The organism is Burkholderia sp. AU4i (assembly GCF_000466765.1).
Taxonomy (GTDB): domain Bacteria; phylum Pseudomonadota; class Gammaproteobacteria; order Burkholderiales; family Burkholderiaceae; genus Burkholderia; species Burkholderia cepacia.
Window position 1 is genome coordinate 1 of sequence record NZ_ASSI01000085.1, and the last position, 26,215, is coordinate 26,215.

Genomic DNA, 26,215 nt, shown 5'->3' on the forward strand with positions numbered 1-26,215 from the left:
CCCCCTGACGGTGCTCGGGCTCGGCCCGGGAGGCGCCGCGTGGCTCACGCCGGCCGCGCGCGCCGCGCTCGCGGACGCGACCGACATCCTCGGCTACACCACCTACGTGAACATGGCCGGCCCGTTCCGCGACGACCAGCGCTTGCACGGCACCGACAATCGCGAGGAGATGCAGCGCGCGCGCCATGCGTTCGAACTCGCGGCCGAGGGCCGGCGCGTCGCGGTCGTGTCGTCCGGCGACCCGGGCGTGTTCGCGATGGCAGCGGCCGTGCTCGAGGCACTCGACGAAGCGCGCGACCCGCACTGGGCCGCGGTCGACCTGCGCGTGGAGCCCGGCATCTCGGCGTCGCTCGCGACGGCCGCCCAGGCCGGCGCGCCGCTCGGCCACGATTTCTGCGCGATCTCGCTGTCGGACAACCTGAAGCCGTGGGACGTGATCGAGACGCGCCTGCGGCATGCGGCGCAAGCCGATCTGGTGATGGCGTTCTACAACCCGATCTCGCGCGCGCGGCCGTGGCAGCTCGATCGCGCGCTCGATGTCGTGCGCGCGCATCGCACGGCCGATACGGTGGTCGTGCTGGGCCGCGACATCGGCCGGCCGGGCGCGACGCTCGCGACGACGACGCTCGGTGCATTGCGCAGCGACCAGGTCGACATGCGCACGATGGTGATCGTCGGCTCGTCGACCACGCGCCGCTTCGCGATCGGCGAGGGGCGCGAGTGGGTCTATACGCCGCGCTGGTATCGCTGAACCCGGTCAGCGCGCCGGCCTGACGCCGTGCGCGCGGGCATACGCCGTGCCGCCCGCCCCCCAGAACCGGTACACGAGCACGCCGACGACGGCCTGCGCAGCGACCACGAACGCGACGCAGCCGGCCCATCCCCACCGGTGCCAGCCGGGCACCGGCAGGATCGAGCCGAGGCTGCCGCCGAAGTAATAGCAGGACAGGTAGATGCCGATCGCCGTCGAGCGCGCGCTCGACGCCGCCTGTGAAATGAACGTGTTGGCCGACGCCTGTTCGACGAACACGGCGGTCGAGCTGAGCGCGAGGCCGGCCAGGATCACCGGCACGTGGTCGGACAGCGTGAGCAGCGCTCCGCCGATCGCGAGCGCGGCCGCGGCGAGCCCCGGTGCGCGCGGGCCGCGATGCCGCGCTAGGCGCCCTGCCAGCGGCGTCACGACCACCGCCACCAGGAACACCGCATAGATCGCGCCGATCCCGACCGTGCCGAAGCCGAACGGCGCGCGGGCCAGGCGCAGGCCGACGAACGTGAACGTCGCGACCTGCGACGCGAGCACGCACGCGCCGATCGCGAACGATGCGAGCAGCGGGCCGCGCGTGACGATGCGCCAGGCCGGCCCCGCACCGGCGTCCGTATCGGGTTCGACACGCCGCGTGATCGCGCCGGACGCCGGCAGGCTCGCGTAGATCGCGATGCCCGTGACGAGACACAGCGCCGCGACGACGTCGAGCGCATGCCGCCAGCCCCACATCGACGTCATCAGGTTGGTCGCGAAGCGGCCGGCGAAACCGCCGAGCGTCGTGCCGGCGACGAACAGCGCGCTGATCTCGGCCGACGTGCCGGGATCGAAGCGCTCGGCGATGTACGCGATCGACAGCGCGAAGACGAACGGCATGACCAGGCCGGCGGCAAAGCGCGCGCCGAGAAACGACGCGAAACCTGCCGCATGCGCGGACCACAAGACCGGCAGCGCGACGGCCATCGCGGCCAGCGAGATCGCGATGCGCCGCTCGATGCGCGCGGCCAGCACGCCGACGAACGGCGCGATAATGGCGACGGCCGTCGTGGTGGCGCTCACGCCCTGCCCCGCGCGCTCCGCGCTGACGCGGAAAGTGGCCGCGAGTTCGTGCAGGATGCCCTGCGTCGAATACAGATTGAGAAACGCGGCGAAGCCGCAGAGAAAGAACGCGATGCGCGTGGTCCTGTCGTTCATCGGAGCTGCCTGGTCGTCGATGCCGACAGTCTGACGAGCGCGCCGTACGCACGCCAATACCGTTTTCATCGCGATTGATACCGGAACGACAACAATGCTCGACCTGCGCCGCCTCCGCTATTTCGTGGTCGTCGCCGACGAACTGCACTTCGGCCGCGCGGCATTGCGCCTGCGCGTCGCGCAGCCGCCGCTCACGCGCCATATCGCCGCACTGGAAAGCGAGCTCGGCGTGCAGCTGTTCGAGCGTTCGACGCGCGCGGTGCGGCTGACGCCGGCAGGCGCCGCGTTCCTCGAACAGGCGCGCAACGTCGTCAGCGCGGCCGCCGAGGCCGAGGCGAGCGCGCGCAAGCTCGCGCAAGGCATCGCCGGACGAATCGTGATCGGTTACGCGAGTGCCATTCCGATGTCCGACACGTTCCCGGACGTCATCCGCGCCGCGAGCCGCACGATGCCCGACGTCGAATTCGCGTTCCGCGAGGCGGCGACCGCCAGCCAGCACCGGCAGATCGCGGACGGCACGATGGACATCGGTTTCGGCTGGGCATGGGGCGACGCGCCTGGCGTGCCGGTGGCGTCGCTCGTCGTGTCGCGTGAACCGCTCGTGGCCGCCGTGCCGGCCGGGAATCCGCTCGCGGGCCGCGCGAGCGTCGACGTCGCGGCGCTGGCGAGCGAAACCTTCGTGACGTTTCCGCCGGGTTACGGCTCGGCATTGGCCGCGGCACTGGACGACCTGTGCGCACAGGCCGGATTCGCGCCGAGCATCGGCGTGACCGCGGCACAGATCACGACACTCGTGTCGCTGGTGGCCGCCGAACGCGGCATCGCGATCGTGCCGGGTTTCACGGCGACGCTGCAGCGTCCGGGTGTCGTGTACGTGCCGCTTGCCGGCACGCGCGCGGTCGAGCAGATCGTGTCGTGGAGCGAGCCGTTTGCGTCGGCGTGCGTCGAACGCTTCGTCGCACTCGCGCGCTCGCTTGTGCAGCCCGCATCGGCTTGACGCGTGTCAAGCGATCCGGATCGATCCTCCCCATGGTTTCGGTGTTCCGGCCGCGCGATACCCTTTTCCGCACCGATCACGTTTGCCGGAACGGTTGAGCGCCCTCACCGAATGCCGTGGGTGCCGCAGATATCGCCGGAATGACGCGCGCCGCACTGCCACCGTGACGCGCGGCCCGCATGCCGGCGCGGTCGCCCGCGAAATCGATGAGGGCTGCTCACTACCTCACTGCACCAAGATGGTGTAAACCGCTCGCGCGTCAGCCAGTCCCCCGTCATTCGTGGCCGTGACGGTAAACGTGTACCGCCCGGTTTTCCTCGGCGTACCAATAATCCCGCCCGTATCCTGATTGAACTGGAGGCCCGGGGGCAACCCCCCGTTGGTCACCGTGAAGCGGACGGTCGCAGGCGTGTTCGTCGTTATTTTCGCGCCGTAGAGCGCGCCTTGAGTGGCGACCGGCAGGACGGCGGGGCCCAGTTGCGGTGTGGGTGCCGATACGGTCTGCGGCGCGCCGATCGGGACGCCTTCGGCATTCACCTGCTGCAACGACCAGCTTTGCCCGGGGGTGACGGACTTCAGGGTCCACGAGGTCGTCTGGTCGCGAAGCGCGGCCCTCTGCTTTTCGGTGAACGCGCCGAGATTCCTGGCGGTTTCCCACTGCTTGATCTTGTCGAGGATATCCGGCGTCTCATCTGCCGAGAGCAGGAATGCCATCGTGGACTGGAAGCCAATGCCGGCGTTGAGCGCCGCGCCGCGTGCGAGCCGGGTTTCGATCCTGGTCAACGAGACGCCGGTGATATCGAACCAACCAAGCATGCCCGGCAGGTAGTTGGCCTGATAGAAGGCGTTGTCGCGGTACAGCTGATCGATGTCCGAGTTGGACCAGCTCGCCCGGGTCAGCGTGTCCCATGCGTTCGAGGTCATCCGGCTCGTCTCGCTGATGTATCCGTCGTGCCCGGTCTGGGCAGCGTAGGTGCCGTTGATCAACCGTGCAATGCCGAAGCTGCCCCAGCCGGTCTGACTGGCGGATTCCACCCCGTCGAAGGAGTGGTACCGGATGCCGACGTTGTTCCTGAGGGCGCCCAGCCGGGTGGCGATCTCGTCGATGATGCCGAGGCCGCCGATGGCCCCGCCGTACGAATTCACGATCACCCTCGCAACGGGCGTGCCACGCGCGGCTTCGGCCGGGACGGAGCCCCACTGGCCTCGGGTCAGTCCACTGACTTGCCATTCGGTGACGCCTCTTTGGACCGCGTTGAACGAGATGAACTCGTTGCCGATACGCAGCATCTTCTCGTTGATCCCGTCCCGCACCGGCGCGAATCCGCTCAAGTAGAGCATCTTGCTCGTCATGTTCAACGGCCGGGACAAGGCGGCTTGACCGCCCAAGGCCAGGCGAGGATCCGCGGGCGGCGAAACGTAGGGGTCGATGGAGGTGGGCGAGCCGACGCTGATGAAGTCCGACATGGTATGGACGCCGACGCGGACGCCGTGCTCCTTTGCCGCCTCCACAAGCTTCTCGGCTCCGTTGTCGCTGTCGCCGAAGGTGGAGTCGAACTGATAATGCCCGGTGTATTTCCAGGGGCCGCGAAAATTCCGTGGCGAGTAGATATAGTTGATTCCCGCGCTGTTGGCGAATCGGGCGGCCTTGCCGACATTGCCGGTGTCGAGATCGTCCAGCACGAAAGACGACTGGCTGCTCGCCTGCGCCACTTTCTGCCACTGGCCGTTCTGGGTCGGATACGGGAGGTTTTCACCCGAGGCAATGAACGACAACAGGGTCGTCACGAGCTCCGGTGCGCTGCCGTACAGCGCAATCTTCGATCCGATGACCGAGCCCGCGCTGTCGAGCGGGCCGAGCGGGATCGGATAGTCATTGGGATTGAGCCGGTCGCGCCGGCGCGTATAGTCGAACGTGAAGGCGCGCAGCACGGCCCCCCATGACGTCTTCGCCGCCGCGCACCACGGCTCCAGCGCCGCCACGTCCACGTTGTAAGGATTGGGGATGACGTCGCTTTCCCAGCCGTATTGCGGATATTCCTTGGGCCACGCGCCTTCGGTACGGTCGTTGAGCGGCTTGAGGCCGATCGCGAATTCGTTGTCTCGCACCACGCCCGCGGCTTCGCCGACCGTCTGGTTGATCGCGACAGGCAACGGCCCCCACAGCAGCGTCTTAACGTCGGAAGCGGGATCGGTCGACACGCGGGTCACTTCAAAGGTGGCGTAGCCGTTTTTCTGCAGGACGCGGACATCGACCTCGAATGCGAGGCCGGCATCGTTCACGAAGGACAGCGTGTTGTCGGCGGACGACCATCGGACGCCGGCGGGCTTCGCCAGTACGTCGTTGATCACGAGCCTGACGAGCGGGACGGATTTCCCGGGCGAGATGTAGTTGCGGCCGCTGCGCGAATCGATGAGTTCGACGACAGCGCCGGTGGAGTCCAGGCCGAGCGTCAAGTAGCCAGCCGGAATGTGTAGAGTGCTTGTCATTTTTCGACTTTCCTGACGAAAATGGCGGGCGCCGCGAGCGGCGCCGATGGCGGCCAGCCGCAGTGAATCGCTGCGGCTGGCCCGCCGCCGCAACTGCCTCGTCAACCTTCCGGCGGTGAAGCCGGCGCAGTTGGAAAGAGGCAGCGACCGCATGACTCCGGTTCGGGTTTTATTGGCTCGGAACTTCGGCGATATACGAAACGTAGAGGTTTTGCCCCCAGTCGCTGCCCGAATAATTCGGGAACACCCTGTCTTCGCGGGTGATGTTGACGTTGAATCCGGTCGTCGTGACCTGGGTCACCGTCACCGAGAACGTGTCCGGATAACTGGATCCGTCGTTGGGGTCCTGGAGGGTCGTCACCACCACGATGGGCGCGGTCGAAAACGTGCCCGGAAACGTGATCTGCGCATTGAAAGGCGGGTTGATCCAGGAATCCTGATTACCGCCCTGAACGCTTCCGACTGCCTGCTTTGCTACGATTCTTTCCAGCATGTTGAGCTCCTGATGGATGGAACGACGTAAGGTCTTGAGTGAGCCTCGCGCGAATGCACTTCGCTCGAAGACAAAGTTATGCCGCGCATGCGTCGAAAGCGATTACACGTGATTACATGATCGAGGCGGCCATCAAGGGACGTCGAAAGCGACGATTTCATGTCGAAATCGTCGGCAATTTTGTCCTGGTTCACACTCGATGCATGACGGAACGATGTCGAATCGGCAAGATCGTTACGCATCGGGAATCAAATAACAAAAAGAACAACTAACCATTCACTATTCGACGCGAATCCTCCAAGATGGGCACGCCGCCGGCCGGGCATGCCCGGTCGCCCGACCGGCGGCGATACGCGGGCCAGCGTATCCCTCTTCCACTTGGAGAACACAATGCACAACAATGTGTTGCCGCGTTTCATCCCGCGCGCGTTTGCCGCGGGTTGCCTGCTCGCCGTGGCGAGCGTGTCCCAGGGCGCCGGCGTCTATGCGCCCTATGTCGACGTGACGCTCTATCCGACGCCGCTCGTCGACCAGATCGGCGTCCGGCAAGGCATCCAGCAGTTCACGCTCGCGTTCGTGGTCGCGGGCAACGGGTGTACGCCGTCGTGGGGCGGCGTGCAGCCGATCGGCAACGGCGCGAGCGGCGGCCTGCTGACCGCGCTGTCGACGTCGATCGCGAGCTATCGCGCGAAAGGCGGCGAAGTCGCCGTGTCGTTCGGCGGCGCGAACGGCACGCCGCTGATGCAGGCATGCTCGACGGTTCCCGCGCTGGCGGGCGCGTACCAGACCGTGATCGACACGTACGGCCTCACGCACATCGACTTCGACATCGAGGGCGCGTCGCAGCTCGACACGGCCGCGGTCGCGCGCAACTTCCAGGCCGTCGCCCAGCTGCAGGCGAGTTATGCGGCGAAAGGCAAGCCGCTGCACGTCACGCTGACGCTGCCGACGATGCCGACCGGGCTCACGCAGGACGGCCTGAACGTCGTCAACGCGGCGATCTCGAACCGGACCGTGTTCGATGCGGTGAACGTGATGGCGATGGACTACGGCCCCGCGAACATCGACATGGGGGCGGCCGCGATCAGCGCCGCGCAGGCGCTGTACGCGCAACTCGATACGGCCTTCAAGTCGGCCGGCCAGCCGAAGACCAACGCCCAGCTCTGGCAGATGGTCGGCGTCACGCCGATGATCGGCGTGAACGACGTGCAGGGCGAAACCTTCACGCTCGCGAATGCGCAGAGCGTGCTGAACGCGGCGGTCGCCAACGGCTACGGCTTCTTCGGCAACTGGTCGGTCGGCCGCGACCAGGCGTGTCCGTCCGGCGGCACGTATGCGTCGCCGACCTGTTCGGGCGTCGCGCAGCAGCCGTACGCGTTCGCGACGATCTTCAGGCAGCTCGATGGCAAGTGGGGTGCGGGCGTCACGCAGGATCCGAACTACGGCGGCGGCTCGGACGGCGGCACGCCGCAACCGGGCGCGCCCTGGGCGGCCGGCCAGGTCTATACGGCCGGCGCGACCGTCACCTACCAGGGCACGACGTATCAGGCGCAATGGTGGACGCAGGGCGACGTGCCCGGCCAGGCCGCCGTGTGGAAACCGGTGGGCGGCGGCACGGCCACGTGGTCGGCGACCACCGCGTATTCAGGCGGCACCTGCGTGATGTACCAGGGCGCGAAATACTGCGCGAAATGGTGGACGCAAGGCGACAACCCGAGTGCGGGTGGTGTGTGGGTGAAGTCGTGATGCCGCGGATCAGCCGTCGCTAGGCCTGCACGTGCATCGGGGGCCGTTCACGGCGATCGCGGCCCGATCGCCGGCGGACGGCCCGCTTCGCTTGCCGGCCCTCCTCCGGTACGCCCCGCCCGCCGTCAGCCGCGCGCGTGCTCGGCGAGCAGCCGGGCCTTCGCGTCGACGAGCAGCGCCGCATGCGTATCGCGATGCTGACGGATCCGCTCGGACGGCCCGACCACCGACAGCCCGTACCAGTCGCCGTCGAGCGTCAGCGCAACCGCGATCGCCGACAGCTCGGGCGCGCTCTCGCCGAAGTTCTCGGCCCAGCCGAGTTCGCGAAACCGTGCGGTTTGCGCGACGAGCGCGGGCAGGTCCGCCACCGTCGCGTCGGTGAAGCGCTCGAACGGCAACTGCGCGCCGAGCGCCTGCTGCGCGTCGCCGGCCAGTTCCGCGAAGATCGCCTTGCCGATCGAGTTCGCATGCAGCGGGCGCAGTTCGCCCGGCTCGCGCGTATAACGGATCGCCTGCTCCGATTCGACGACGTCGAGGTAGGTGACCGACACGCCCTGGATCTTGCCGAGCACGGCCGTCTCGCGGCTCGCGTCGCGCAGCGCGACGAGATGCGGATGGACGATGTCGACGACCGGGTCGGTCGCGTCGATCGCCGCGGCGATCGTCTGCAGGCGGCGCGTCGGGTAGTAGCCGCCGCGCCTGCGCACTTCGTACAGGTAACCGCGGCTCACGAGCGTGCGCGCCATCGCGAGGCAGCTCGACGCCGGCACATTGAGCAGGCGCGCGAGTTCGGTGAGCGGCAGCGGCCGCCGTTCGGCGGCGAACAGCTCGAACAGGTCGAGCGTGCGGGCAACGAGTTTGACGTCCATGACGAGCGCTTGAATCGGAACGGGAAACCGCGCGCCGGGCCGGCCGCCGGGTCGGTACGGTCAGTACGACTTCGGCAGCCCGAGCACCTTCTCCGCGATGTAGCAGAGGATCAGTTGCGGACTCACGGGCGCGAGCCTCGGAATCATACACTCGCGCAGGTAGCGTTCGACATGGTATTCCTTCGCGTAGCCCATCCCGCCGTGCGTCGCGACCGCCGTCTGGCACGCCTGGAACGCGGCTTCCGCGCCGAGGTATTTCGCGGCGTTCGCTTCCGCGCCGCACGGCTGCCCCGCGTCGTAGCGCGTCGCGGCCTTCATCACCATCAGCCACGCGGCCTCGAGCTGCATCCACGCCTGCGCGAGCGGATGCTGGATCGACTGGTTCTGCCCGATCGGCCGGCCGAACACGACGCGCTCGCACGCATACTGCGTCGCGCGGCGCAGCGCGGCCTGCCCGAGCCCGATCGCCTCCGCCGCGATCAGGATGCGTTCCGGATTCAATCCGTGCAGCAGATAGCGGAAGCCGTCGCCTTCGTTGCCGATCAGGTCGCCTTCCGGCACGCGCAGGTTGTCGATGAACAGCATGTTCGAATCGACCGCCTTGCGGCCCATCTTCTCGATCTCGCGCACCTCGACGCGCGACCGGTCGAGATCGGTGTAGAACAGGCTCAGGCCGTCGGTCGGCTTCGCGACCCGGTCGAGCGGTGTCGTGCGCGCGATGATCAGCATCTTGTTCGCCACCTGCGCGGTCGAGATCCAGATCTTGCGCCCGCTCAGCACGTAGTGGTCGCCGTCGCGGCGGGCCTGCGTGCTCAAGTGCGTGGTGTCGAGGCCCGCATCGGGTTCCGTCACCGCGAAGCACGCCTTGTCGCGCCCGGCGATCAGCGGCGGCAGGAAACGCGCCTTCTGTGCGTCGTTGCCGAACACCTGCACCGGGTTCAGCCCGAAGATGTTCATGTGGACGGCCGATGCGCCCGACAGGCCGGCACCCGATGCGCTGATCGTGCGCATCATCAGCGCGGCCTCGGTCATCCCGAGCCCGGCTCCGCCGTGCGCCGGGTCCATCGCGATGCCGAGCCAGCCGGCCTCGGCAAGCGCCGCGTGGAAATCGGCGGGAAACCCGCCCGCGCGATCGCGTTCGAGCCAGTAGTCGTCGCCGAAGCGCGCACAGATTTTCTCGATCGCGCTTTCGATTGCGCGCTGGTCGTCGGTCAGGTCGAACTGCATGGATGGCTCTCCGGGAAAAGGCCGAGCGGCCGCGCCGCTCTGAGGAAAATGCGAGGCGGCGCCAGGGGTTGCGCCCAGCGGAACGTCCCCTTGCGGGATGACCCCGTCGGGGCGCCCGCACGGCGCGGCAGGCCTGGGGCGCTCACAACGGAAACACGCCGACGATCACTGCGGCAAACACCATCAGCACCGTGGCGGCGAACAGGAACGGAATCGTGAATTTCTGATGCTCGGCGAGCTCGACGCCGGTCAGGCCGACGATCAGGAACGTCGCAGGCGTGAGCGGGCTCACCGGGAACCCCGTCGTCATCTGGCCGAGCAGCGCGGCCTGCGCCATCTGGATCGGCGGCACACCGAGCAGCTTCGCGCTTTCCGCGAGCACCGGCAGCACGCCGAAGTAGAACGAATCGGGGTCGAACAGCAGGCTGAGCGGCATCGACAGCAGCCCGAGCACGAACGGCATGTGGCGTGCATGCTCGACCGGCACGTGCGCGACCACCACGTCCGCCATCGCCTTCAGCATCCCGGTGCCGGACATGATGCCGGTGAACGCGCCGGCCGCGAGCAGCACGCTCGCCATCATCAGCGCGGCCTTCGCATGCGCGTCGATCCGCTCGCGCTGAGCCTGCACGTCCGGGTAGTTGATCACGAGCGCGGCGACCGTGCCGAGCATGAACATCACCATCGGATCGACGATGCCGGACACAAGCGTGACGAGCACCACGAGCGTCAGCGCGAGATTGATCCGGAAGCGTTCCGGCCGGCGTAACGCGCGCTCGGCATCGGTCAGCGCACGCGGCGCGATCGCGAGCGGCGCCGCGCCGACACGATCGAGCCCGAGGCGTTTCGCCTCGCGCACGCCGAGCACGTACGCGGTGCCGAATACGAACACGAGCCCGACGATCTGCACCGGAATCATCGGCATGAAGATCGCGGAACCGGGAATGTGCAGCGCCGCCGACGCCCGCAGCATCGGCCCGACCCACGGCAGGAAATTGACGCCGGCCGCCATCGACGCGACGCACGCGAGGATGCGCCGATCCATTCCGAGCCGCGTATAGAGCGGCATCATCGCGGGCAGCGTGACGAGAAACGTGACGGCGCCGGAGCCGTCGAGGTGAATCAGCAGCGCGAGCAGCGCCGACCCCATCACGATGCGCGGCGGATGGCAGCCGATCACGCGCAGCACGCCCGCGATGATCGGGTCGAGCATCCCGGCATCGGTGAGGACACCGAAAAAAAGAATCGCAAAAACGAACATCCCGGCGATCGGGCCGATGTTCTGTACGCCGTGCACGATGAACTTGCCGGTCGCGAGTCCGAAACCGGCCGCGAGCGACGCGGCCACCGGCACGACGATCAGCGCGACGAGCGGCGACAGCCGCTTCGTGATGATCAGGCCGAACAGCGCGACGATGGCGATCGCGCCGATCCATGCAAGCATGATGCGTCTCCTCTTCAGCCGGTGCGCCCGTGCGTGGCCCGGCTTGGGGTTCGAATGGTCGTGCGGCACAGCGCCGCCGGTCGCGCGGTACGCGCCGGCGGCCGCGATGCCGGTCAGTTCCGGCGCGGCGCGTTATCGCGGTCGCTATCGCGTTCGGTAGTGCAGCCGGTCGTGCCGGCGTCGGCGAATACCTGCGCCGCGTGTTCGTTCAGCGCGGGCGGCGGCCGCCGGTACGTGGCCGGCGTGCGGCCGAGCTTGATCGGCGACGCGATGCCGCGATGCCGGCCCAGCTCGACTTTCATCGCCCGATGCGCGACATGCGGATGATCGAGCGCCGCATCGAGCCCGAGCACCGGCGCGCACGGCACGCCGCGGCGCATCAGCTGCTCGGCGAGCGCCGCGCCGTCGTGCGCGGCCAGCGCCGTTTCGAGCAACGTGCGCAGCACGGCGCGGTTCGCGCTGCGCGCGCGGTTGTCCGCGAAACGCGGGTCGCCGGGCCAGTCGCGCGTGCCGAGCACGTCGCACAGTGCCGCGAACTGCCCGTTGTTGCCGACCGCGAGAAAGATGTCGACGCTCGCCGTCGGAAAACTGTCGTACGGCGTGATGTTCGGATGCGCGTTGCCGGTGCGCACGGGCGCGTTGCCCGAATGGAAGAAGTTCGGCGTGTGCGGATGCAGGATCGACAGCGCGCAGTCGAACAGCGTCGCTTCGACGAACTGGCCGCGGCCGCTCGCGTCGCGCTCGCGCAGCGCCATCAGCACGCCGAGCGCCGCGTTCAGCCCGGTGACGAGATCGACGATCGGCACGCCGACCCGCAGCGGCGCGCCGCCCGCTTCGCCATTGACGCTCATCAGCCCCGCGAGCGCCTGCACGGCCGCGTCGTAGCCGGGCAGCCCGCCGAGCGGGCCGTCCGCACCGAAGCCCGACACACGGCAATGGACGAGGCGCGGAAACCGCGCATGCAGCGCGTCGAAACCGAGCCCCCAGCGCTCCATCGTGCCGATCTTGAAGTTCTCGACGATGGCGTCCGCGTCTTCGAGCAGGCCGAGCAGCCGTTCGCGGTCGGCCGGTTGCGTCAGGTCGAGCGCGATGCCGAGCTTGTTGCGGTTCACGCCGAGAAAGTACGACGCGGTATCGCCGTCGAACGGCGGCCCCCACGTGCGCGTTTCGTCGCCGGACGGCGGTTCGACCTTGATCACCTCCGCGCCGTGGTCGGCAAGGATCTGCGTGGCGTACGGGCCGCCCAGCACCCGCGACAAATCGATGATGCGCAATCCCGCCAGCGCGCCCTGCTGCTCGTGTTCCGCCATGCGTCCCGCTCCTGGTTCCGGTTGATCGGACTGCCGGTTCCGGCAGGTCCGGCGCCTGCGGCGCGACCGTCCGGATTCGACGAATAATTCTTGTGTGTGAATTTATATTCACACTCGGGAATTATGTTGTCAACCCCGGCGGCACCCTGAGACCGTGCGGAAGACTTCGCCGTGCGCAGGTGGAGACGGCACCCAACACAGGCCGGTTGCGATGGCACCCCGCCTTTCGCTAAGCTGGCGGGAAACCTCAATCTCGAAAAATTCAGGCGGACTATTCATGAAACGGATGCTGCTGGCGGCCTTCGTGCTGGCGTCGACGCTGGGTGTCGGACATGCGCAGACCCAGACGTACCACTTCGGCGAGGGACAGACGCAGATGCCGGGGGGAACGCCACACGCCACCGCGCCGACCGCACGGCACGCGAGCCCGCCGCCTCACCATCGGCGTGCCGTTCACAAGCGCCGCCATCCGCGCCACGTGAAGCCGACGCGCAGCGGGATCTACAAGCACACGTGACCCGGCGTCCGTTGCGCGACGCCGTGCATGGAACTGTCATGAACGACCGTTAGGATCGCTGCGGCTGCCTGCAAGCCGTCGCGGCCCGCGGCCGGGCAACGCGCCGCCGATGCGGCACTTTCTCCACGATTCAGCACCTGTTTTGCCGAACATGAGTACCGGGCCGGACACCCTCGCCGTCATCAAGGAACGCGCCACGATCGTGTGCCGCCAGCACGGCAGCGTGCTGCTGGTCGCCCGCACCGCGTCGCGCTGGTCGCTGCCGGGCGGCACGATCCGGCGCGGCGAGACGCCGCTCGACGCCGCACTGCGGGAGCTTGCCGAGGAAACACGGCTGGAGGGGCTCGCGCTCGACTACGCGGTGCAGTTCGGCGGGCTGACGAAGCTCCATCACGTGTTCGTGGCCGACGTGCCGGCGCACCTGACGCCGCGCGCGAGCAACGAGATCGCCCGCTGCAAGTGGTTCACCGTCGACCGGCTCGACACGCTCCGGGCGAGCGTGCCGACGCGCAAGATCATCGAGTTGCTGCGGCTCGACTGTTTTTCGGCGATCGCGAGCGAGCCGCTTCGCTGAGGTACTTGTGAGTGCCTTAGAAAATCTGATCGCGCGACCGGCCAGAAGATGGTCCTTTCTTTTTCATATAAAGAGACTCAGAAACCCACCAGAGGCAAGCTCCGCAATTCAATATCACTCAATAGGCTATTTGACTTCTGCCATTGATCCCTGGCGGTCGCGCCCGTTATTTTCTAGATTTCAGTTGCCATGTCGAGCATAGACGAAATTTCCTGCGCCCATTTTTGCGCATCACCTTCCGCCCAAGTGCTCTGCGTATTCATTGCAACAAATTTCTCAACAATCTTGAAATTTTATTTATTATATTGAGATTTTTTCTTTTTAAAATCTGATCCTTGTTTTATCTTATTATTAAGATCCTCGTCCAAAGGAATTAGGTTTCCAATAGTTCCAATCCAGTTGCGCTTACTCGATTGATCCTCAATGTGCTCAAGCGAAAATGTGCCAACCTGCAATTCTTGCGTGCCGTGCAAATATGTCTCAATTTTAGAGAAAATCGTTTGAATGGTTTTCTTGTTGACATCATTGTCAATCGTATAAATCAATCCGCCCACGGAATCAGATATTCTTTGCGGGTTTGGCCTCTTTTTCTGGAGATAATAAATCAAATCAGAGATGACGTCTTTCGCTGCGGCTTTATTGGATCCCGCGTTGTGAAGGTTTTTCGCCGCGCGAGTGTATTTCCCCTCCAGCCCGGATGCTCTATCCTGGCAAAGATTTGAAAAAATGAAGTGAAATCTCTCCAGCTTTATGACAGTATTTGTAAATGTGCTTTGGTCGATAATTTTTTTGTTCCTACACTCTAGGAGCGCCAAAAGAAATGGGCGGACTTGAGTAACCCTATATTGATTAAGCAAATCAAAGGATTTTTTGATTACTCGCTCTTTTTGAACTTTCCAGTCGAGCTCGCTTGGAGCGCCTATTTTTCTGTAAAGCTCGGCCGCATCTCTTAGTTGAAAAAGAAACTCTTGAGCATCTGAAATAACTCCTTTTTTAAGGAAATCCTTAAAGCTTTTGTATAGTCTATCATCGGAGGCGAAGGCATATTTCGAATTCCAATAGTGCCTAAAAAATGTCTCCAGATCGGAGAATCTTGTGATTGATTTCCTGATTTCGCCCCAAATATATTTGGCATCATCATTTGGGTGGACTTGATTGTAATTCTTAAAAACCCAATTTTTTATGAGATCGACGGATGTAAGGCTCAAGCCTCGCGCATTGAGGGTTTCAAATATCGTGTATGCGTCATCCTCGCTTTTCGCAGTAACAAGAATAAATTTAAGATAATTTAGGACTTGGTCTCTCAACGCTTTGGTTGCCTCAATCGGAGATAGGCCGGCTATACCAAATTCCTTCAACTTCTTTTTAAGGGTTGAAAATGCAGCAAGCAGAAGAGTCTCCTCCTCCGTTTCCGCCTTCTTTAGCTTGGATGGCTTGAGCGCCTGAAGCTCATTTTGGAAAAAGGCTTTGGACTCTCGTTGATTAGTTTAAAGTACTGCTTGCCATCATTATCAGTTCCTTCTATTACGTTTTTATATAGCGCGGTTGCGGCAGTTGATTCTCCGAGCTCACTCAATCTATCTACAATTACGCGCAAAAGTATAGTTAGTGTTGTGAGGCGCTGCTGCCCATCAACTATCAAATATTCCGGCCTAGAATCCTCTCCAACCAAAACAATGCACCCAATAAAATATTCCTCATTGCGAATTTTCTTTCCTGGTGCAAGCTTGATTTGCTGAACTACGTCGTCCCAAAACTCCTCGACCTCTTCAGTCTGCCAGGAGTACTCTCGCTGAAATCGCGGGACAATATATTTTTTATTTGGGGAAAATATTTCATTTACAGACCTTGTTTCTGCATTAAGTTCCATTTACTAAAGCCCCGTGTTTTGTTTGTGGTATGGATTTGCTGCCCAGCAACAGCTGGCAATGCAATAGATCGACTGCGCACCCCAGGAAGATAGAGGCAATCCCTCCGTAAAATTATGGCAAGTTTATTGCCGCACCCGAGAATGATTTCATAGAATAAGTGCAATAGAAGAAAAAAACAACCTCCAAGAATATCGGTGGTCGACAGCAAACGCTCCAGAACAAGGAAATTCACATCCGCAGTTTCCAGTCGGGGCACTTACTAGAGCGCAATTTGAATATTTCCCATAAGATCTACCGGAAACTCAACCGTGCGGAATCGTGCCCGGCCGCACGTACGCGAGCATGTGCGGCACGTAATCGGCCTTGCCGAGTTCGACGCCGTGATGGCGCAGGATCGCGTACGCGGCGATCGCATGAAAGTAGAACTGCGGCAGCGCCCAGTCGCGCGCGTACTGTTCGCCCGTCATGTCGAACGCGGTCCCGTTCGGCAGGTCCAGCGAGATCGGCAACGTTGCGCCGCCATCGAGCGCATCCGGTGCGAGTTCGCCGAGAAAGGCGAGCGTGCCGGCGATGATCGCCTGCGCATCGGCCGGCGAGCCGGGTTGCGCATCGGCGTTCCAGCCCGCCTCGCGCAACGCGAGCAATGCCGCCGGCAGCGGTTCGCCGCGCAGCCGGTAAACCGGCTCCATCGCCTGGAAACACGAGAAGCGCACCTGCGCGGCGAGCGGATACATGTCGGGCGCGAGCCTCAGCGTCATCGCCGCGTCGGGTTCGTCGCCCGCGGCCTGCCGGTGGGCGACGGCCTTGTCGAGCCACGCGGACTGGGCGCGCAGCATCTGGATGGTGGTCGGAACGAGAAGTTGGGTCGGCGACACGCGTGTGCTCCTGTGCTGAGGTTCTCGCCCCACGATAGCAGCGTCGGCGCGAACCCGCATCCCGGCCGGGCGCAGACGGGCGCAACGCGTGCCGTTACGGCTTGCCGTGCCGCGCGAGGAACCGGTCGAGCTGCGATGCAAACGCCTTGCCGTCGCGCGCGCTGAACGGCGCCGGTCCGCCCGTGTCGATCCCGGCGCTGCGCAACTGGTCCATCATCGCGCGCGTCGACAGGCGTTCCTCGATGTTCTCGCGGCTGAACCAGTTGCCGCGCGGGTCGAGCGCATGCGCGCCCTTGTCGAGGACGGCGGCGGCCAGCGGGATGTCGGCGGTGATCACGAGGTCGCCGGCTTCCGCCAGCTCGACGATCCGCGCATCGGCCACGTCGAAGCCGGCCGGCACCTGCACCGCCTTGATGAACGGCGACGGCGGCGTGCGCAGGAACTGGTTCGCGACCAGCGTCACGCAGATTTCAGCACGACGCGCGGCGCGAAACAGCATGTCCTTGATGACGGCGGGACACGCGTCGGCATCGACCAGTACTTGCATGGCGGTTTTTTCCAGTGGGCAGAAGCAGAAGCGGCGATCATAGCGCACCGCGGCCGGCGATCAGCCTGCGCGGCCCGCGCACAGCGCGTCGGCCGTCACCCACTGCGCGCCCCACGCGGCGGCCAGCCGCTCGCCCTGCCCGATCCGCACGGCCGCATCGTCGAAGTCGACGAACACGACGTGATCGGCCGCCGCGGGTTTGGCCGGCATCTCGCGCGTGCGTCCGTCGGACAGCACCCACAGCCAGCGCTGCTTGTCCGGATCGCGCCGCGCCGCACGCGCGAGCAACTGCGCGGCGGCCGCGATGCCGTCCGCGAGCGGCGTACCGCCGCCACCGTCGACCGGTTCGAGCCAGCGCGCATTCCACCAGCGCGGCACGGCCGGGCCGAAGCGCCGTGCCGCGCCGTCACCGCCGAAACAGATCAGCGCGGTTTCGACCCGATCGCGCGCGGCCTCGTCGAAATACGCGACGATCAGCCCCTTCGCCAGTGCGAGCCGCCCGTGCGACAGCATCGACGCCGAACAGTCGAGCACGAAGCAATGCAGCGCATCCGGTGCGCCAGCCCGCTTGCGGAAGCGCAGATGGCCGCGATGCAACGGATCGCCGCGCTTCGCGGCGAACGTCGCCGGCCATGCGACGGCCGTGCCGGTGCGCGTCGTACCCGGCACGCGCGCGGCTGCGCCTGGCTGCCATCGAGGACCGCGAACGGCGTTCGCGGCGGCGCCGGCTCGATGGCTCAGCGTTTTTTTAGCGGCAGCGGCACCACGCTTTTCACGTCGCGCAGCCCCGCCGGCTCGGGCCGCAGGTAGCCCCAGTCGCCCTGCGCGACGGCGGCGCCGTTTCCGCTTGTGGCCGGTTGATCGTCCGGCTGCTGGCGTGCATCCGGCGGCGAACGGTCGTCGCGCGCGCGATCCGGCTGCGACGCGCCGGACGACGGCGGCGCACCGGCATGGCGCCGGTGCCGCAGCACGGCTTCGGCCACGCGCGCCACATGCGACACCGTCACCGCATCGGCCTGCTCCAGTGCGGCGAGCGCGCGCGCCGCGCGCAACATCACGAGGTCGGCACGCAGCCCGTCGACGGCCGCGTCGATGCACAGCGCGCTGACGTGCGCATGCACCGCATCGCCGAAATCGAGCGTCGCCAGCCGGGCGCGCGCCGCGTGAATCCGTTCGCCGAGTGCGCGCTGCGCGGAGGCATGGCGCGCGCGGAACGCCTCCGGATCGAGATCGAATGCAAGCCGCGCCTTCACGATCCGCTCGCGCTGCGCGGCGTCGAAGCAGTTCTCCAGTTCGACCATCAGGCCGAAGCGGTCGAGCAGTTGCGGACGCAGCTCGCCCTCCTCGGGATTCATCGTGCCGACGAGCACGAAGCGCGCGTCGTGCGCGTGCGACACGCCATCGCGTTCGACGATGTTCACGCCGCTCGCGGCGACGTCGAGCAGCGTATCGACGAGCCCGTCGGCGAGCAGGTTCACCTCGTCGACATACAGCACGCCGAGATGCGCCCGCGCGAGCAGGCCCGGCCGGAAGCGCACGCCGTGGTCGGCGAGTGCATGCGCGAGGTCGAGCGTCCCCGTCACCTGCTCGTCGCTCGCCGACAGCGGCAGCGTGACGAACTGCCCTTCGGGCAACAGCTCGGCGAGCCCGCGCGCGGCGGTCGATTTCGCGGTGCCGCGCGGGCCGCTCACGAGCACGCCGCCGAGCGACGGGTCGATCGCGGCGAGCAGCAGCGCCTGCTGCAGCGCGTCCTGTGCGACGAGCGCCGCAAACGGAAAAACCGCGCGCGCGCGGTGCGTCGTCGGATCGGTCATCGCCGTCCCCCTTCCTGGAGTTGTTCGCTGTCGAGCCAGACCGTTTCGATCCGCTCGCGATAGTCGCCCGGTTGCTGCCACAGGCCGCGCTGCATCGCCTCGACGAAGCGTTCGCAGATGCCGTGCAGCGCCTTCGGATTGTGCCGTTCGAGGAACGCGCGGGTGGCGTCGTCGAACAGGTACGCGTCGGCGACGAGCGCGTACTGGTGGTCGGACAGCACGCGCGCGGTCGCGTCATAGCCGTACAGGTAGTCGACGGTCGCCGCCAGCTCGGCCGCCCCCTTGTAACCATGGCGCTTCACGCCGTCGAGCCATTTCGGGTTGACGACGCGCGAACGGATCACGCGCGCGATTTCCTCGCGCAGCGTGCGCATCTTCGGCGCGACCGGGTTCGCGTGGTCGCCGTGGTAGATGCTCGGCTGCTGCCCGGACAGGTGCCGCACCGCCGCGGTCATCCCGCCCTGGAACTGGTAATAGTCGTTCGAATCGAGGATGTCGTGCTCGCGGCTGTCCTGGTTCTGCACGACCACGTCGATCGTCGCGAGCCGCTCGCCGAACACGTCGGCCGCGGCGTCGCCCGCGCTGTTCTGCGCATACGCATGGCCGCCCCACTGGCGGTACGCCTCCGCGAGATCGGCGTCGGTCTGCCAGCGGCGCTGGTCGATCAGGTCCTGCAGGCCCGCGCCGTAGCTGCCCGGCCGCGCGCCGAACACGCGCCAGCCGGCGCGGCGGCGCGCTTCGTCCGGCGCCACGCCCTGTGCGACCCACTTCGCGCGTTCGCGCTCGATGCGCGCGCGGATCGGGTTCAGTTCCTCCGGCTCGTCGAGCGCGGCCACCGCCTGCACCGCTGCGTCGAACAGATGCATCAGGTTCGGGAACGCGTCGCGGAAGAAACCCGATACGCGCAGCGTCACGTCGATGCGCGGCCGGTCGAAGATCTCGATCGGCAGGATCTCGAAATCGGTCACGCGGTGGCTGCCGTGCGCCCATTTCGGCCGCACGCCAAGCAGCGCGAACGCCTGCGCGATGTCGTCGCCGCCCGTGCGCATCGTCGCCGTGCCCCACACCGACAGCCCGATCGCACGCGGATAGTCGCCGTGATCCTGCAGGTGGCGCTCGATCAGCTGCTGCGCGGATTTCAGGCCGAGCGTCCACGCGGCCTGCGTCGGCACCGCGCGCGTGTCGACCGAGTAGAAATTGCGGCCGGTCGGCAGCACGTCGGGTCGGCCGCGCGACGGCGAGCCGCTCGGCCCCGGCGGCACGAAGCGGCCGTCGAGCCCGCGCAGCAACTGACGCATTTCCTCGCCGCCGCACGCGTCGAGCGCCGGCAGCAGCGTCGCGCGGACGCGCTCGATCACGGCGAGCGTGTGCGGCCAGTCGCCGGGGGGCGGCGCGTCTTCCGTGCCCGTATGGCTGCCGTCGGCTGCACACAGCCTGTCCAGCCATTGCTGCGCGAGCCGTTCGAGCCGCTCGCGCGTATCGCCCGCATGGCGCCACGGCGATGCGTCGAGCGCGTGCAGGATCGCCGGTCGCGGGCCGACCCACGGCGCGGCCCAGTCGGCCGCGAGCGGGTCGAAATCATCGCCGAGCGCAAGATCGCGCGCGAGCGCGCCGATCAGTCCTGCGCGTGCGCCCTTGCCGTCGCCGACCGGAAAGCGCGCGAGCGCCAGCAACGTGTCGCGCCGCTGGCGCCCGGCCGGCGACACGCCGAACACGTGCAGCCCGTCGCGAATCTGCGCTTCCTTCAGTTCGCACAGCCACGCGTCGACGCGCGTCAGCAGCGCATCCTCGTCGCCCGCGTCGCGCGGCGGCGACACGCTCAGCTCGTCGTGCAGCCGGTGTTCGGCGATCGTCGCGAGGATCGTCTTGCGCAGCAGCTTCGCGCGCCGCGCATCGACCATCAACGCTTCGTAGTATTCGTCGACCTGCCGCTCGAGATCCTGCAGCGGGCCGTAGTTTTCCGCGCGCGTGAGCGGCGGCATCAGGTGATCGACGATCACGGCCTGCGCGCGGCGCTTCGCCTGGCTGCCCTCGCCCGGATCGTTGACGATGAACGGATAAAGATGCGGCAGCGGCCCGAGGGTCAGGTCGGGCCAGCACGCGTCGGACAGCGCGACGCTCTTGCCCGGCAGCCATTCGAGGTTGCCGTGCTTGCCGAGGTGGATGACCGCGTCGATGCGATACGCATCGCGCAGCCAGAAATAGAACGCGAGATACGCATGCGGCGGCACGAGATCCGCGTCGTGGTAGCTCGCGTAGTCGTTCTCGCCGCGCGAGCGCGACGGCTGGATGCCGACGAACACGTTGCCCGCGCGCCAGCCGGCGATCGTGAAGCGCCCTTGCCGCAGCGTCGGATCGGCTTCGGGCGGGCCCCAGCGTTCGTTCAGCGCATCGCGCACGGCGGCCGGCAGCCGCGCGAAATGCGCGACGTAGTCGGCCAGCGGGAAGCTCTGGAAGGCGGGGCGCAGCGCATGCACGGCCGCGTCGTTGGTCACGCCTTCGGTGAGCCGCGCGATCAGCGCGTCGCCGTCGGGCGGCAGGTCGGCCACCGCGTAGCCCGCGTCGCGCAGCGCCGCGAGCACGCGCAGCGCGGACGCCGGCGTATCGAGCCCGACACCGTTGCCGATCCGCCCTTCGCTTTGCGGATAGTTCGCGAGAATCAGCGCGACGCGCTTGCTCGCGTTGTCGAGCGTGCGCAGCCGGCACCAGCCGCGCGCGAGCGCCGCGACGAACGCGATCCGCTCGGCGTCCGGCTGGTAGCGCACGACGTCGACCTCGGTATGCGGGCAGCGGTACGCGAGCCCCTTGAAGCTCACCGCGCGCGTGACGATCCGGCCGTCGACCTCGGGCAGCGCGATGTGCATCGCGATGTCGCGCGCATGCAGGCCCTGGTTGTCGGCCACCCACGCGTCGCGATTGCCGCCGGACAGGATCACCTGCAATACCGGCGCGTCGCCGGCGAGCACGTCGTGTTCCGGGCTGTCGATCGCGCCGGCCGCGAACGCGGTCGTGTTCAGCACGAGTGCGACGTCGTGCGTGTCGCAGAGCTGCGTGATGACTTCACGGCTCACCGCATCCTTCAGCGACGTGACCGCGATCGGCAGCGGATTCAGGCTCTCCTGAACGAGCGCATCGGCCAGCGCGTCGAACACGGCCGTGTTCGCGGCCTGCCAGTGCGCGCGATAGAACAGGATCGCGACGACCGGTGCACCCGGTGTCCAGCGCGGCCGCCAGTCGTCGACGCTCGCGCGGTCGCGCGCCGGGTGATACAGCGCGGCGGCCGGCAACGGGCGCGGCGGTTCGGGCTCGTCGCCGAACCCGAGTGTGTGGAATGCGATGCTGCGCAGCAGCGCCTCGGCGTTGTGTACACCGCCTTCGCGCAGGTAGCGCCACCACAGCCGGCACAGGCCGGGCGCGACCGTGCTCTTCGCGACGAGGTTCGGGTCTTCCTGCAGGTCGCCCGAGAACATCGCGAGCTGCTGCGCGCGCTTCGACGCGAGCGACACGGCCTGCTCGATCCCGTACGGCCAGTACGCCTCGCCGCCGAGATGGTCGATCACGACCGCCTTCGCGTGCTGCAACACGTCGTCGACGTAGAAATCGACCGACGCCGGCTGCCGCAGGAACGTGACGTTCGCGAGCCGCACGCTCGGGAAGCCGGCCGGCAGGTGCGGCACGACGCTGGCAAGCAGCGACAGCGTCGTATCGGCCGAGCTCAGGATCACGATGTCAGCCGGTTGCTGGTCGATCCGGACGACACCCTGCGTATCGTCGACGAAACCGCCCGGCGTGGTGCGCAGCAGATGCATCGTGCGTTACGCCTGTTGCGGTTCGGCCGCGCACGCGGCGTCGAACGCGCGTTGCAGCGCGGCCGCGTCGAGATCCTCGCCGATCAGCACGAAGCGGCTCGCGCGCGTTTCGCCGTCCTGCCAGCGACGGTCGAAATAGCTGTCGAAGCGGCGGCCGACACCCTGGATCACGAGCCGCATCGGCGCACCGGGCAGCGCGGCGAAGCCTTTCGCGCGGTAGATCGTGTGCGCTTCGACGACGCGCTGCAGCGCGGCGATCGTCGCCTCGCGCGTGCCGGCGTCGCCCGACACGACCACCGAGTCGAAATCGTCGTGATGGTGATCGTGATCGCCGTCGTCGGCCGAGCCGTGATGGTCGTGGCGCAGGTGGATCGTTTCTTCCGATGCCGATTCGAGGCCGAGCAGCATCGCGAGATCGAGCTCACCGCGCGTCGCGCGCATGATCTTCACCTGCGGCGGGATCTCGTCGCGGATCGCGGCTTCGATCTGCGCGAATTCCGCGTCGCCGACGAGATCGGCCTTGTTCACGATCACGAGATCGGCGGATGACAGTTGATCGGCGAACAGCTCGTGCAGCGGCGATTCGTGGTCGAGGTTCGGGTCGGCGCGGCGCTGCGCGTCGACGGCCTGCGGGTTTTCCGCGAACTGGCCGCTCGCGGCGGCCGGCCCGTCGACGACGGTCACGACCGCGTCGACCGTGAAGCTGTTGCGGATCGTCGGCCAGTTGAACGCCTGCACGAGCGGCTTCGGCAGCGCGAGCCCGGACGTCTCGATCAGCACGTGGTCGATGTCCGCGCGGCGCTCGACGAGCGCTTCCATCACCGGATAGAACTCTTCCTGCACGGTGCAGCACAGGCAGCCGTTTGCGAGTTCGTAGAGCTGGCCCGATGCTTCGCCCTGCGCACCGTCGGCATCCTCGCAGCCGATGCCGCAACCCTTGAGGATTTCGCCGTCGATGCCGAGTTCGCCGAATTCGTTGACGATCACCGCGATGCGGCGGCCTTCGGCGTGTTGCAGGATGTGGCGCATCAGCGTCGTCTTGCCGCTGCCGAGAAAGCCCGTGACGATCGTGACGGGAAGCTTGCGTAGGGTCATGGAATATCCAGGTTGGTAAGGGAGGGTCACGCCGAGATCGTCACGTCGATCTCGTCGTAGCGCTTCAGCCGGTAGATCAGGGCCGACACGAGCCAGCAGGCGAGGAACAGGCCGATCACGACATAACCGAGCATGCCGAAGTGCGACGCCACCATCGACGCGAAGTCCCACACCGGGCCCTGCAGCGACAGCTTGTCCGCGAGCAGCGCCAGCACCTCGATGCCGCCGATCAGCGCGGCGACCAGCACCGACACGAAGGTGATCGTCATGTTGTAGTAGATCTTGCGGATCGGCCGCACGTACGCCCAGCGATACGCACCCATCATCAGGATGCCGTCGGTCGTGTCGACGAGCGTCATGCCCGCGGTGAACAGCATGGGCAGCGCCATCACCGACCAGAACGACAGGCCGCCCTGCACCTGCGCCGCCGAGATGCCGAACAGCGCGATCTCGGTCGCCGTGTCGAAGCCGAAGCCGAACAGGAACCCGACCGGATACAGGTGCCAGCTGCGCGACACGAGCCGGAACAGCGGACGGAACAGGCGCGCGAGCACGCCGCGCTGGTTCAGCAGCATGTCGAGATCGGCGTCGACGATCGGCTCGCCGCGCCGCGCGGCGCGAAACGTCCGGTAGACGGAAATCAGGATCAGCAGGTTCGCGATCGCGAGCACCAGCAGGAAGAACGCCGACACGCTCGTGCTGATCACGCCGCCCCACGCTTTCATGCTCTCGAAGCGCGCGAGCGACGCGGCCGTGAGCGTCACCACGACCGACATCACGATCACGACCGTCGAGTGGCCGAGCGAGAAGAACAGGCCCGCGCCGAGCGGGCTGCGCCCCTCCTGCATCAGCTTGCGCGTGACGTTGTCGATCGCCGCGATGTGGTCGGCGTCGACCGCATGACGCAGCCCGAACACGTACGCGAGCAGCGCGGTGCCGAGCAGCACGGGCTGGCCATGGAAGGCGGCGAATGCCCAGATCCACGCGCCTGCGTTGAAGGCGATCAGCAGCGCATAGATCGCGACGATCTTGCCGCGCAACCCGGACGGACTGTCGTTGAACAGGCGAAACAGCGAATCGAGCATGACGCTCCCTTGCGAACGGTCGACATGAAGAATGCCAACACGGCCGTCGCTGCGCGGCCCCGCGCGATCCGGCCCTTCGTCGCACCGGAACATGCGCGCTCGCGCAGGCGGCCGGACGTCGGGAATCGGGAAACGCTCGGGTGTCGGGCACGCTGCGGCCGTGGACGATGCGCCGCCTCCCCGCGGCGCTGAACCCCAACGTTTAGGCCGGTATCCGGGCTGACGAACACGCCGCTTCGCCTTCCCGGATGCGCAAGGCATCCAGTGGCGGTCGTCCGCATGCGCGCGGCATGCGGCGAAGCGGCGCTGCATCGCGGCGGGCACGATGCGTTCGCTTACCGTTGCGGGGGCAGCACAGGTTGGCTCGACTGCGACGCAGGCAGGCTCCCTGTTTCCCGTTTAACTGCGCGCGCCGGAGCGGCGCGCGCGAGCACCAAAACGCGTGCGAGTGTAGGCGCCGGGGGCGGGAGCGTCAAGGCGGCGAGTGGCCAGGCCGGCCGGATGAACCGGCGGGCAGCGGTCCGGCGCGGGTATGCCGGGGAAATCGTTCGACTGCCTGGCGCACCCGACAACCCCGTGCGGGATCGAACGCGAAGTAGTACGACTCGCCATCCGAAGCGGTTTTTCAGAATTGACGGTTGTACACGTTGTCCGCAATAGCAAGGCCCGCGCCGCGGCAGGTGCAGCGTGGGTTGGGCGCGGAAACGTTCATGCGCCTTGGAGATTCGGATGATTGACGTTGCGCGGCCGGTATTCGATTGTCCGCTTCAGCCGGTTTTCGATGATCGAGATAAACCACTGCGACACATTCGTTCAGACCATGAATATTGCCCGATTGTATGTGGCCATCGTCGTATGGCTGTCGATGGCGCTCTTGTTTCCGTTTGCCCTGAAGGGGATGGATTCCCCCCTTGCAACGGTCGCGAAAGTACTGATGTGGTCGTACTGCATTCTGCAAACGCTACGGGAATCGAAGCGGTGCTTGTGAAGCAGCCCGCTGCGACAAAGAGCCGATCGCGTATATCGCACCTGTTTCGCAATCGGCATTAACAATCGTCAATCCAAGGAGATTCAACATGCGAAAACTCACTGTGAGTGAAATGAGTCGGGTAAGTGGCGGAGACGGGGCCGTCCACGTCGCGCGCATTGGCGCACAGGCCAATCGAGGCAGCATCATGGCCGGTGGATTCGCCGGGGCGATTTCGGGAGCGGCCAGCGGTGCGTTAAATGGAATGGGGGGTGCTACCGCAGCTGGCGGTACTGCCGGTTGCGGGCTTGCAATAGGCGGCCTGTTTGGCGCCGGTGTTGGCGCACTCGGGTTCGGAAACGGAGCCGCATCGGCCGCCGGCGCACTGGCCGGTGCCGCGGTCTGTGGCCCGAATCGCGGCGGCATCGGCGGCAGTTCCGGCTCGTCCGGAGGCTCGGGCGGCAGTGGATCCTGCGGCGCGGGCGATTGCCGAAGCCTTACTTGAAACACCTGGCGACTGTGCGCCGC

At 66.3% G+C, this 26,215-nt stretch carries 21 protein-coding genes and 1 riboswitch; of the genes, 5 read left to right on the forward strand and 16 right to left on the reverse strand.

Features of this window, described 5'->3' with window-relative positions; genetic code table 11:
• Window positions 1-751, forward strand: a 751-nt coding sequence (gene cobJ / locus L810_RS19880) for a precorrin-3B C(17)-methyltransferase (protein WP_042975448.1), incomplete at its 5' end; no start/stop codon positions are given.
• 6 nt (window positions 752-757) lie between these two features.
• Here cobJ and L810_RS19885 read toward each other — a convergent pair.
• Window positions 758-1,957 (reverse strand): MFS transporter, encoded by a 1,200-nt coding sequence (locus L810_RS19885; protein WP_021160065.1) that lies wholly within the window; start codon window positions 1,955-1,957, stop codon window positions 758-760.
• 94 nt (window positions 1,958-2,051) lie between these two features.
• On the opposite strand from L810_RS19885, the gene L810_RS19890 reads away from it, so the two are divergent.
• Window positions 2,052-2,954 (forward strand): LysR substrate-binding domain-containing protein, encoded by a 903-nt coding sequence (locus L810_RS19890; RefSeq protein WP_021160066.1) that lies wholly within the window; start codon window positions 2,052-2,054, stop codon window positions 2,952-2,954.
• Between the two features lie 225 nt (window positions 2,955-3,179).
• On the opposite strand, the gene L810_RS19895 is transcribed toward L810_RS19890, so the two are convergent.
• Together L810_RS19895 and L810_RS19900 are read right to left on the reverse strand one after the other, a co-directional pair.
• Window positions 3,180-5,597 (reverse strand): Ig domain-containing protein, encoded by a 2,418-nt coding sequence (locus L810_RS19895; RefSeq protein WP_081712879.1) that lies wholly within the window; start codon window positions 5,595-5,597, stop codon window positions 3,180-3,182.
• A gap of 16 nt (window positions 5,598-5,613) precedes the next feature.
• Window positions 5,614-5,937, reverse strand: a complete 324-nt coding sequence (locus L810_RS19900; RefSeq protein ID WP_021160068.1) for an H-type lectin domain-containing protein — start codon at window positions 5,935-5,937, stop codon at window positions 5,614-5,616.
• Between the two features lie 390 nt (window positions 5,938-6,327).
• Here L810_RS19900 and L810_RS19905 point away from each other — a divergent pair, with 390 nt between their 5' ends.
• Window positions 6,328-7,683, forward strand: a complete 1,356-nt coding sequence (locus L810_RS19905; protein ID WP_021160071.1) for a chitinase — start codon at window positions 6,328-6,330, stop codon at window positions 7,681-7,683.
• 125 nt (window positions 7,684-7,808) lie between these two features.
• On the opposite strand, the gene L810_RS19910 is transcribed toward L810_RS19905, so the two are convergent.
• The 4 genes from L810_RS19910 to L810_RS19925 all read right to left on the reverse strand — a co-directional run bounded on the left by L810_RS19910 (window position 7,809) and on the right by L810_RS19925 (window position 12,533).
• Window positions 7,809-8,552, reverse strand: a complete 744-nt coding sequence (locus L810_RS19910; protein WP_021160072.1) for an IclR family transcriptional regulator — start codon at window positions 8,550-8,552, stop codon at window positions 7,809-7,811.
• A gap of 60 nt (window positions 8,553-8,612) precedes the next feature.
• Complete coding sequence (locus L810_RS19915) at window positions 8,613-9,779, reverse strand: acyl-CoA dehydrogenase family protein (protein WP_021160073.1); 1,167 nt, start codon at window positions 9,777-9,779, stop codon at window positions 8,613-8,615.
• A 142-nt stretch (window positions 9,780-9,921) separates the two neighbouring features.
• Window positions 9,922-11,223: a CitMHS family transporter gene (locus tag L810_RS19920; RefSeq protein ID WP_021160075.1), complete on the reverse strand. Its 1,302-nt coding sequence runs from the start codon at window positions 11,221-11,223 to the stop codon at window positions 9,922-9,924.
• Window positions 11,224-11,336: 113 nt separating this feature from the next.
• On the reverse strand, window positions 11,337-12,533 hold the full coding sequence (locus L810_RS19925) for a CaiB/BaiF CoA transferase family protein (RefSeq protein ID WP_021160077.1): 1,197 nt from the start codon (window positions 12,531-12,533) through the stop codon (window positions 11,337-11,339).
• 277 nt (window positions 12,534-12,810) lie between these two features.
• Between L810_RS19925 and L810_RS19930 the strand changes: the two genes are divergently transcribed.
• Together L810_RS19930 and L810_RS19935 are read left to right on the forward strand one after the other, a co-directional pair.
• Entirely contained in the window at window positions 12,811-13,050 is a 240-nt protein-coding gene (locus L810_RS19930; protein ID WP_021160078.1) for a hypothetical protein, read from the forward strand.
• A 151-nt stretch (window positions 13,051-13,201) separates the two neighbouring features.
• Entirely contained in the window at window positions 13,202-13,624 is a 423-nt protein-coding gene (locus L810_RS19935) for an NUDIX hydrolase (RefSeq protein WP_042975453.1), read from the forward strand.
• Between the two features lie 293 nt (window positions 13,625-13,917).
• Here L810_RS19935 and L810_RS49635 read toward each other — a convergent pair whose 3' ends face one another.
• The 9 genes from L810_RS49635 to L810_RS19970 all read right to left on the reverse strand — a co-directional run bounded on the left by L810_RS49635 (window position 13,918) and on the right by L810_RS19970 (window position 24,720).
• A complete protein-coding gene (locus L810_RS49635) occupies window positions 13,918-15,015 on the reverse strand; it encodes a DUF262 domain-containing protein (RefSeq protein WP_373453102.1) in 1,098 nt (365 codons plus the stop codon).
• A 29-nt stretch (window positions 15,016-15,044) separates the two neighbouring features.
• Complete coding sequence (locus L810_RS45425; RefSeq protein WP_081712881.1) at window positions 15,045-15,494, reverse strand: DUF262 domain-containing protein; 450 nt, start codon at window positions 15,492-15,494, stop codon at window positions 15,045-15,047.
• 303 nt (window positions 15,495-15,797) lie between these two features.
• On the reverse strand, window positions 15,798-16,430 hold the full coding sequence (locus tag L810_RS19940) for a DUF1993 domain-containing protein (protein WP_042975455.1): 633 nt from the start codon (window positions 16,428-16,430) through the stop codon (window positions 15,798-15,800).
• A gap of 34 nt (window positions 16,431-16,464) precedes the next feature.
• Entirely contained in the window at window positions 16,465-16,917 is a 453-nt protein-coding gene (locus tag L810_RS19945) for a YaiI/YqxD family protein (RefSeq protein ID WP_021160082.1), read from the reverse strand.
• A gap of 60 nt (window positions 16,918-16,977) precedes the next feature.
• Window positions 16,978-17,586 (reverse strand): vWA domain-containing protein, encoded by a 609-nt coding sequence (locus L810_RS19950; RefSeq protein ID WP_042975456.1) that lies wholly within the window; start codon window positions 17,584-17,586, stop codon window positions 16,978-16,980.
• A gap of 68 nt (window positions 17,587-17,654) precedes the next feature.
• A complete protein-coding gene (locus tag L810_RS19955; protein WP_021160083.1) occupies window positions 17,655-18,731 on the reverse strand; it encodes an ATP-binding protein in 1,077 nt (358 codons plus the stop codon).
• Window positions 18,728-22,540 (reverse strand): cobaltochelatase subunit CobN, encoded by a 3,813-nt coding sequence (cobN, locus tag L810_RS19960; protein WP_021160084.1) that lies wholly within the window; start codon window positions 22,538-22,540, stop codon window positions 18,728-18,730. Before cobN ends, L810_RS19955 begins: the two co-directional genes overlap by 4 nt.
• 6 nt (window positions 22,541-22,546) lie before the next feature.
• Window positions 22,547-23,635, reverse strand: a complete 1,089-nt coding sequence (gene cobW, locus L810_RS19965) for a cobalamin biosynthesis protein CobW (protein ID WP_021160085.1) — start codon at window positions 23,633-23,635, stop codon at window positions 22,547-22,549.
• Between the two features lie 26 nt (window positions 23,636-23,661).
• A complete protein-coding gene (locus L810_RS19970) occupies window positions 23,662-24,720 on the reverse strand; it encodes a HoxN/HupN/NixA family nickel/cobalt transporter (RefSeq protein ID WP_042975467.1) in 1,059 nt (352 codons plus the stop codon).
• Between the two features lie 188 nt (window positions 24,721-24,908).
• Window positions 24,909-25,173, reverse strand: a riboswitch (cobalamin riboswitch).
• Window positions 25,174-26,215: the final 1,042 nt, after the last annotated feature.

Coding starts and splice junctions, on each gene's coding strand:
- L810_RS19885 (WP_021160065.1), bottom strand. CDS start 1,957: ATGAACGACAGGACCACGCGCATCGCGTTCTTTCTCTGCGGCTTCGCC.
- L810_RS19890 (WP_021160066.1), top strand. CDS start 2,052: ATGCTCGACCTGCGCCGCCTCCGCTATTTCGTGGTCGTCGCCGACGAA.
- L810_RS19895 (WP_081712879.1), bottom strand. CDS start 5,597: ATGCGGTCGCTGCCTCTTTCCAACTGCGCCGGCTTCACCGCCGGAAGG.
- L810_RS19900 (WP_021160068.1), bottom strand. CDS start 5,937: ATGCTGGAAAGAATCGTAGCAAAGCAGGCAGTCGGAAGCGTTCAGGGC.
- L810_RS19905 (WP_021160071.1), top strand. CDS start 6,328: ATGCACAACAATGTGTTGCCGCGTTTCATCCCGCGCGCGTTTGCCGCG.
- L810_RS19910 (WP_021160072.1), bottom strand. CDS start 8,552: ATGGACGTCAAACTCGTTGCCCGCACGCTCGACCTGTTCGAGCTGTTC.
- L810_RS19915 (WP_021160073.1), bottom strand. CDS start 9,779: ATGCAGTTCGACCTGACCGACGACCAGCGCGCAATCGAAAGCGCGATC.
- L810_RS19920 (WP_021160075.1), bottom strand. CDS start 11,223: ATGCTTGCATGGATCGGCGCGATCGCCATCGTCGCGCTGTTCGGCCTG.
- L810_RS19925 (WP_021160077.1), bottom strand. CDS start 12,533: ATGGCGGAACACGAGCAGCAGGGCGCGCTGGCGGGATTGCGCATCATC.
- L810_RS19930 (WP_021160078.1), top strand. CDS start 12,811: ATGAAACGGATGCTGCTGGCGGCCTTCGTGCTGGCGTCGACGCTGGGT.
- L810_RS19935 (WP_042975453.1), top strand. CDS start 13,202: ATGAGTACCGGGCCGGACACCCTCGCCGTCATCAAGGAACGCGCCACG.
- L810_RS45425 (WP_081712881.1), bottom strand. CDS start 15,494: ATGGAACTTAATGCAGAAACAAGGTCTGTAAATGAAATATTTTCCCCA.
- L810_RS19940 (WP_042975455.1), bottom strand. CDS start 16,430: ATGCGGGTTCGCGCCGACGCTGCTATCGTGGGGCGAGAACCTCAGCAC.
- L810_RS19945 (WP_021160082.1), bottom strand. CDS start 16,917: ATGCAAGTACTGGTCGATGCCGACGCGTGTCCCGCCGTCATCAAGGAC.
- L810_RS19955 (WP_021160083.1), bottom strand. CDS start 18,731: ATGACCGATCCGACGACGCACCGCGCGCGCGCGGTTTTTCCGTTTGCG.
- cobN (WP_021160084.1), bottom strand. CDS start 22,540: ATGCATCTGCTGCGCACCACGCCGGGCGGTTTCGTCGACGATACGCAG.
- cobW (WP_021160085.1), bottom strand. CDS start 23,635: ATGACCCTACGCAAGCTTCCCGTCACGATCGTCACGGGCTTTCTCGGC.
- L810_RS19970 (WP_042975467.1), bottom strand. CDS start 24,720: ATGCTCGATTCGCTGTTTCGCCTGTTCAACGACAGTCCGTCCGGGTTG.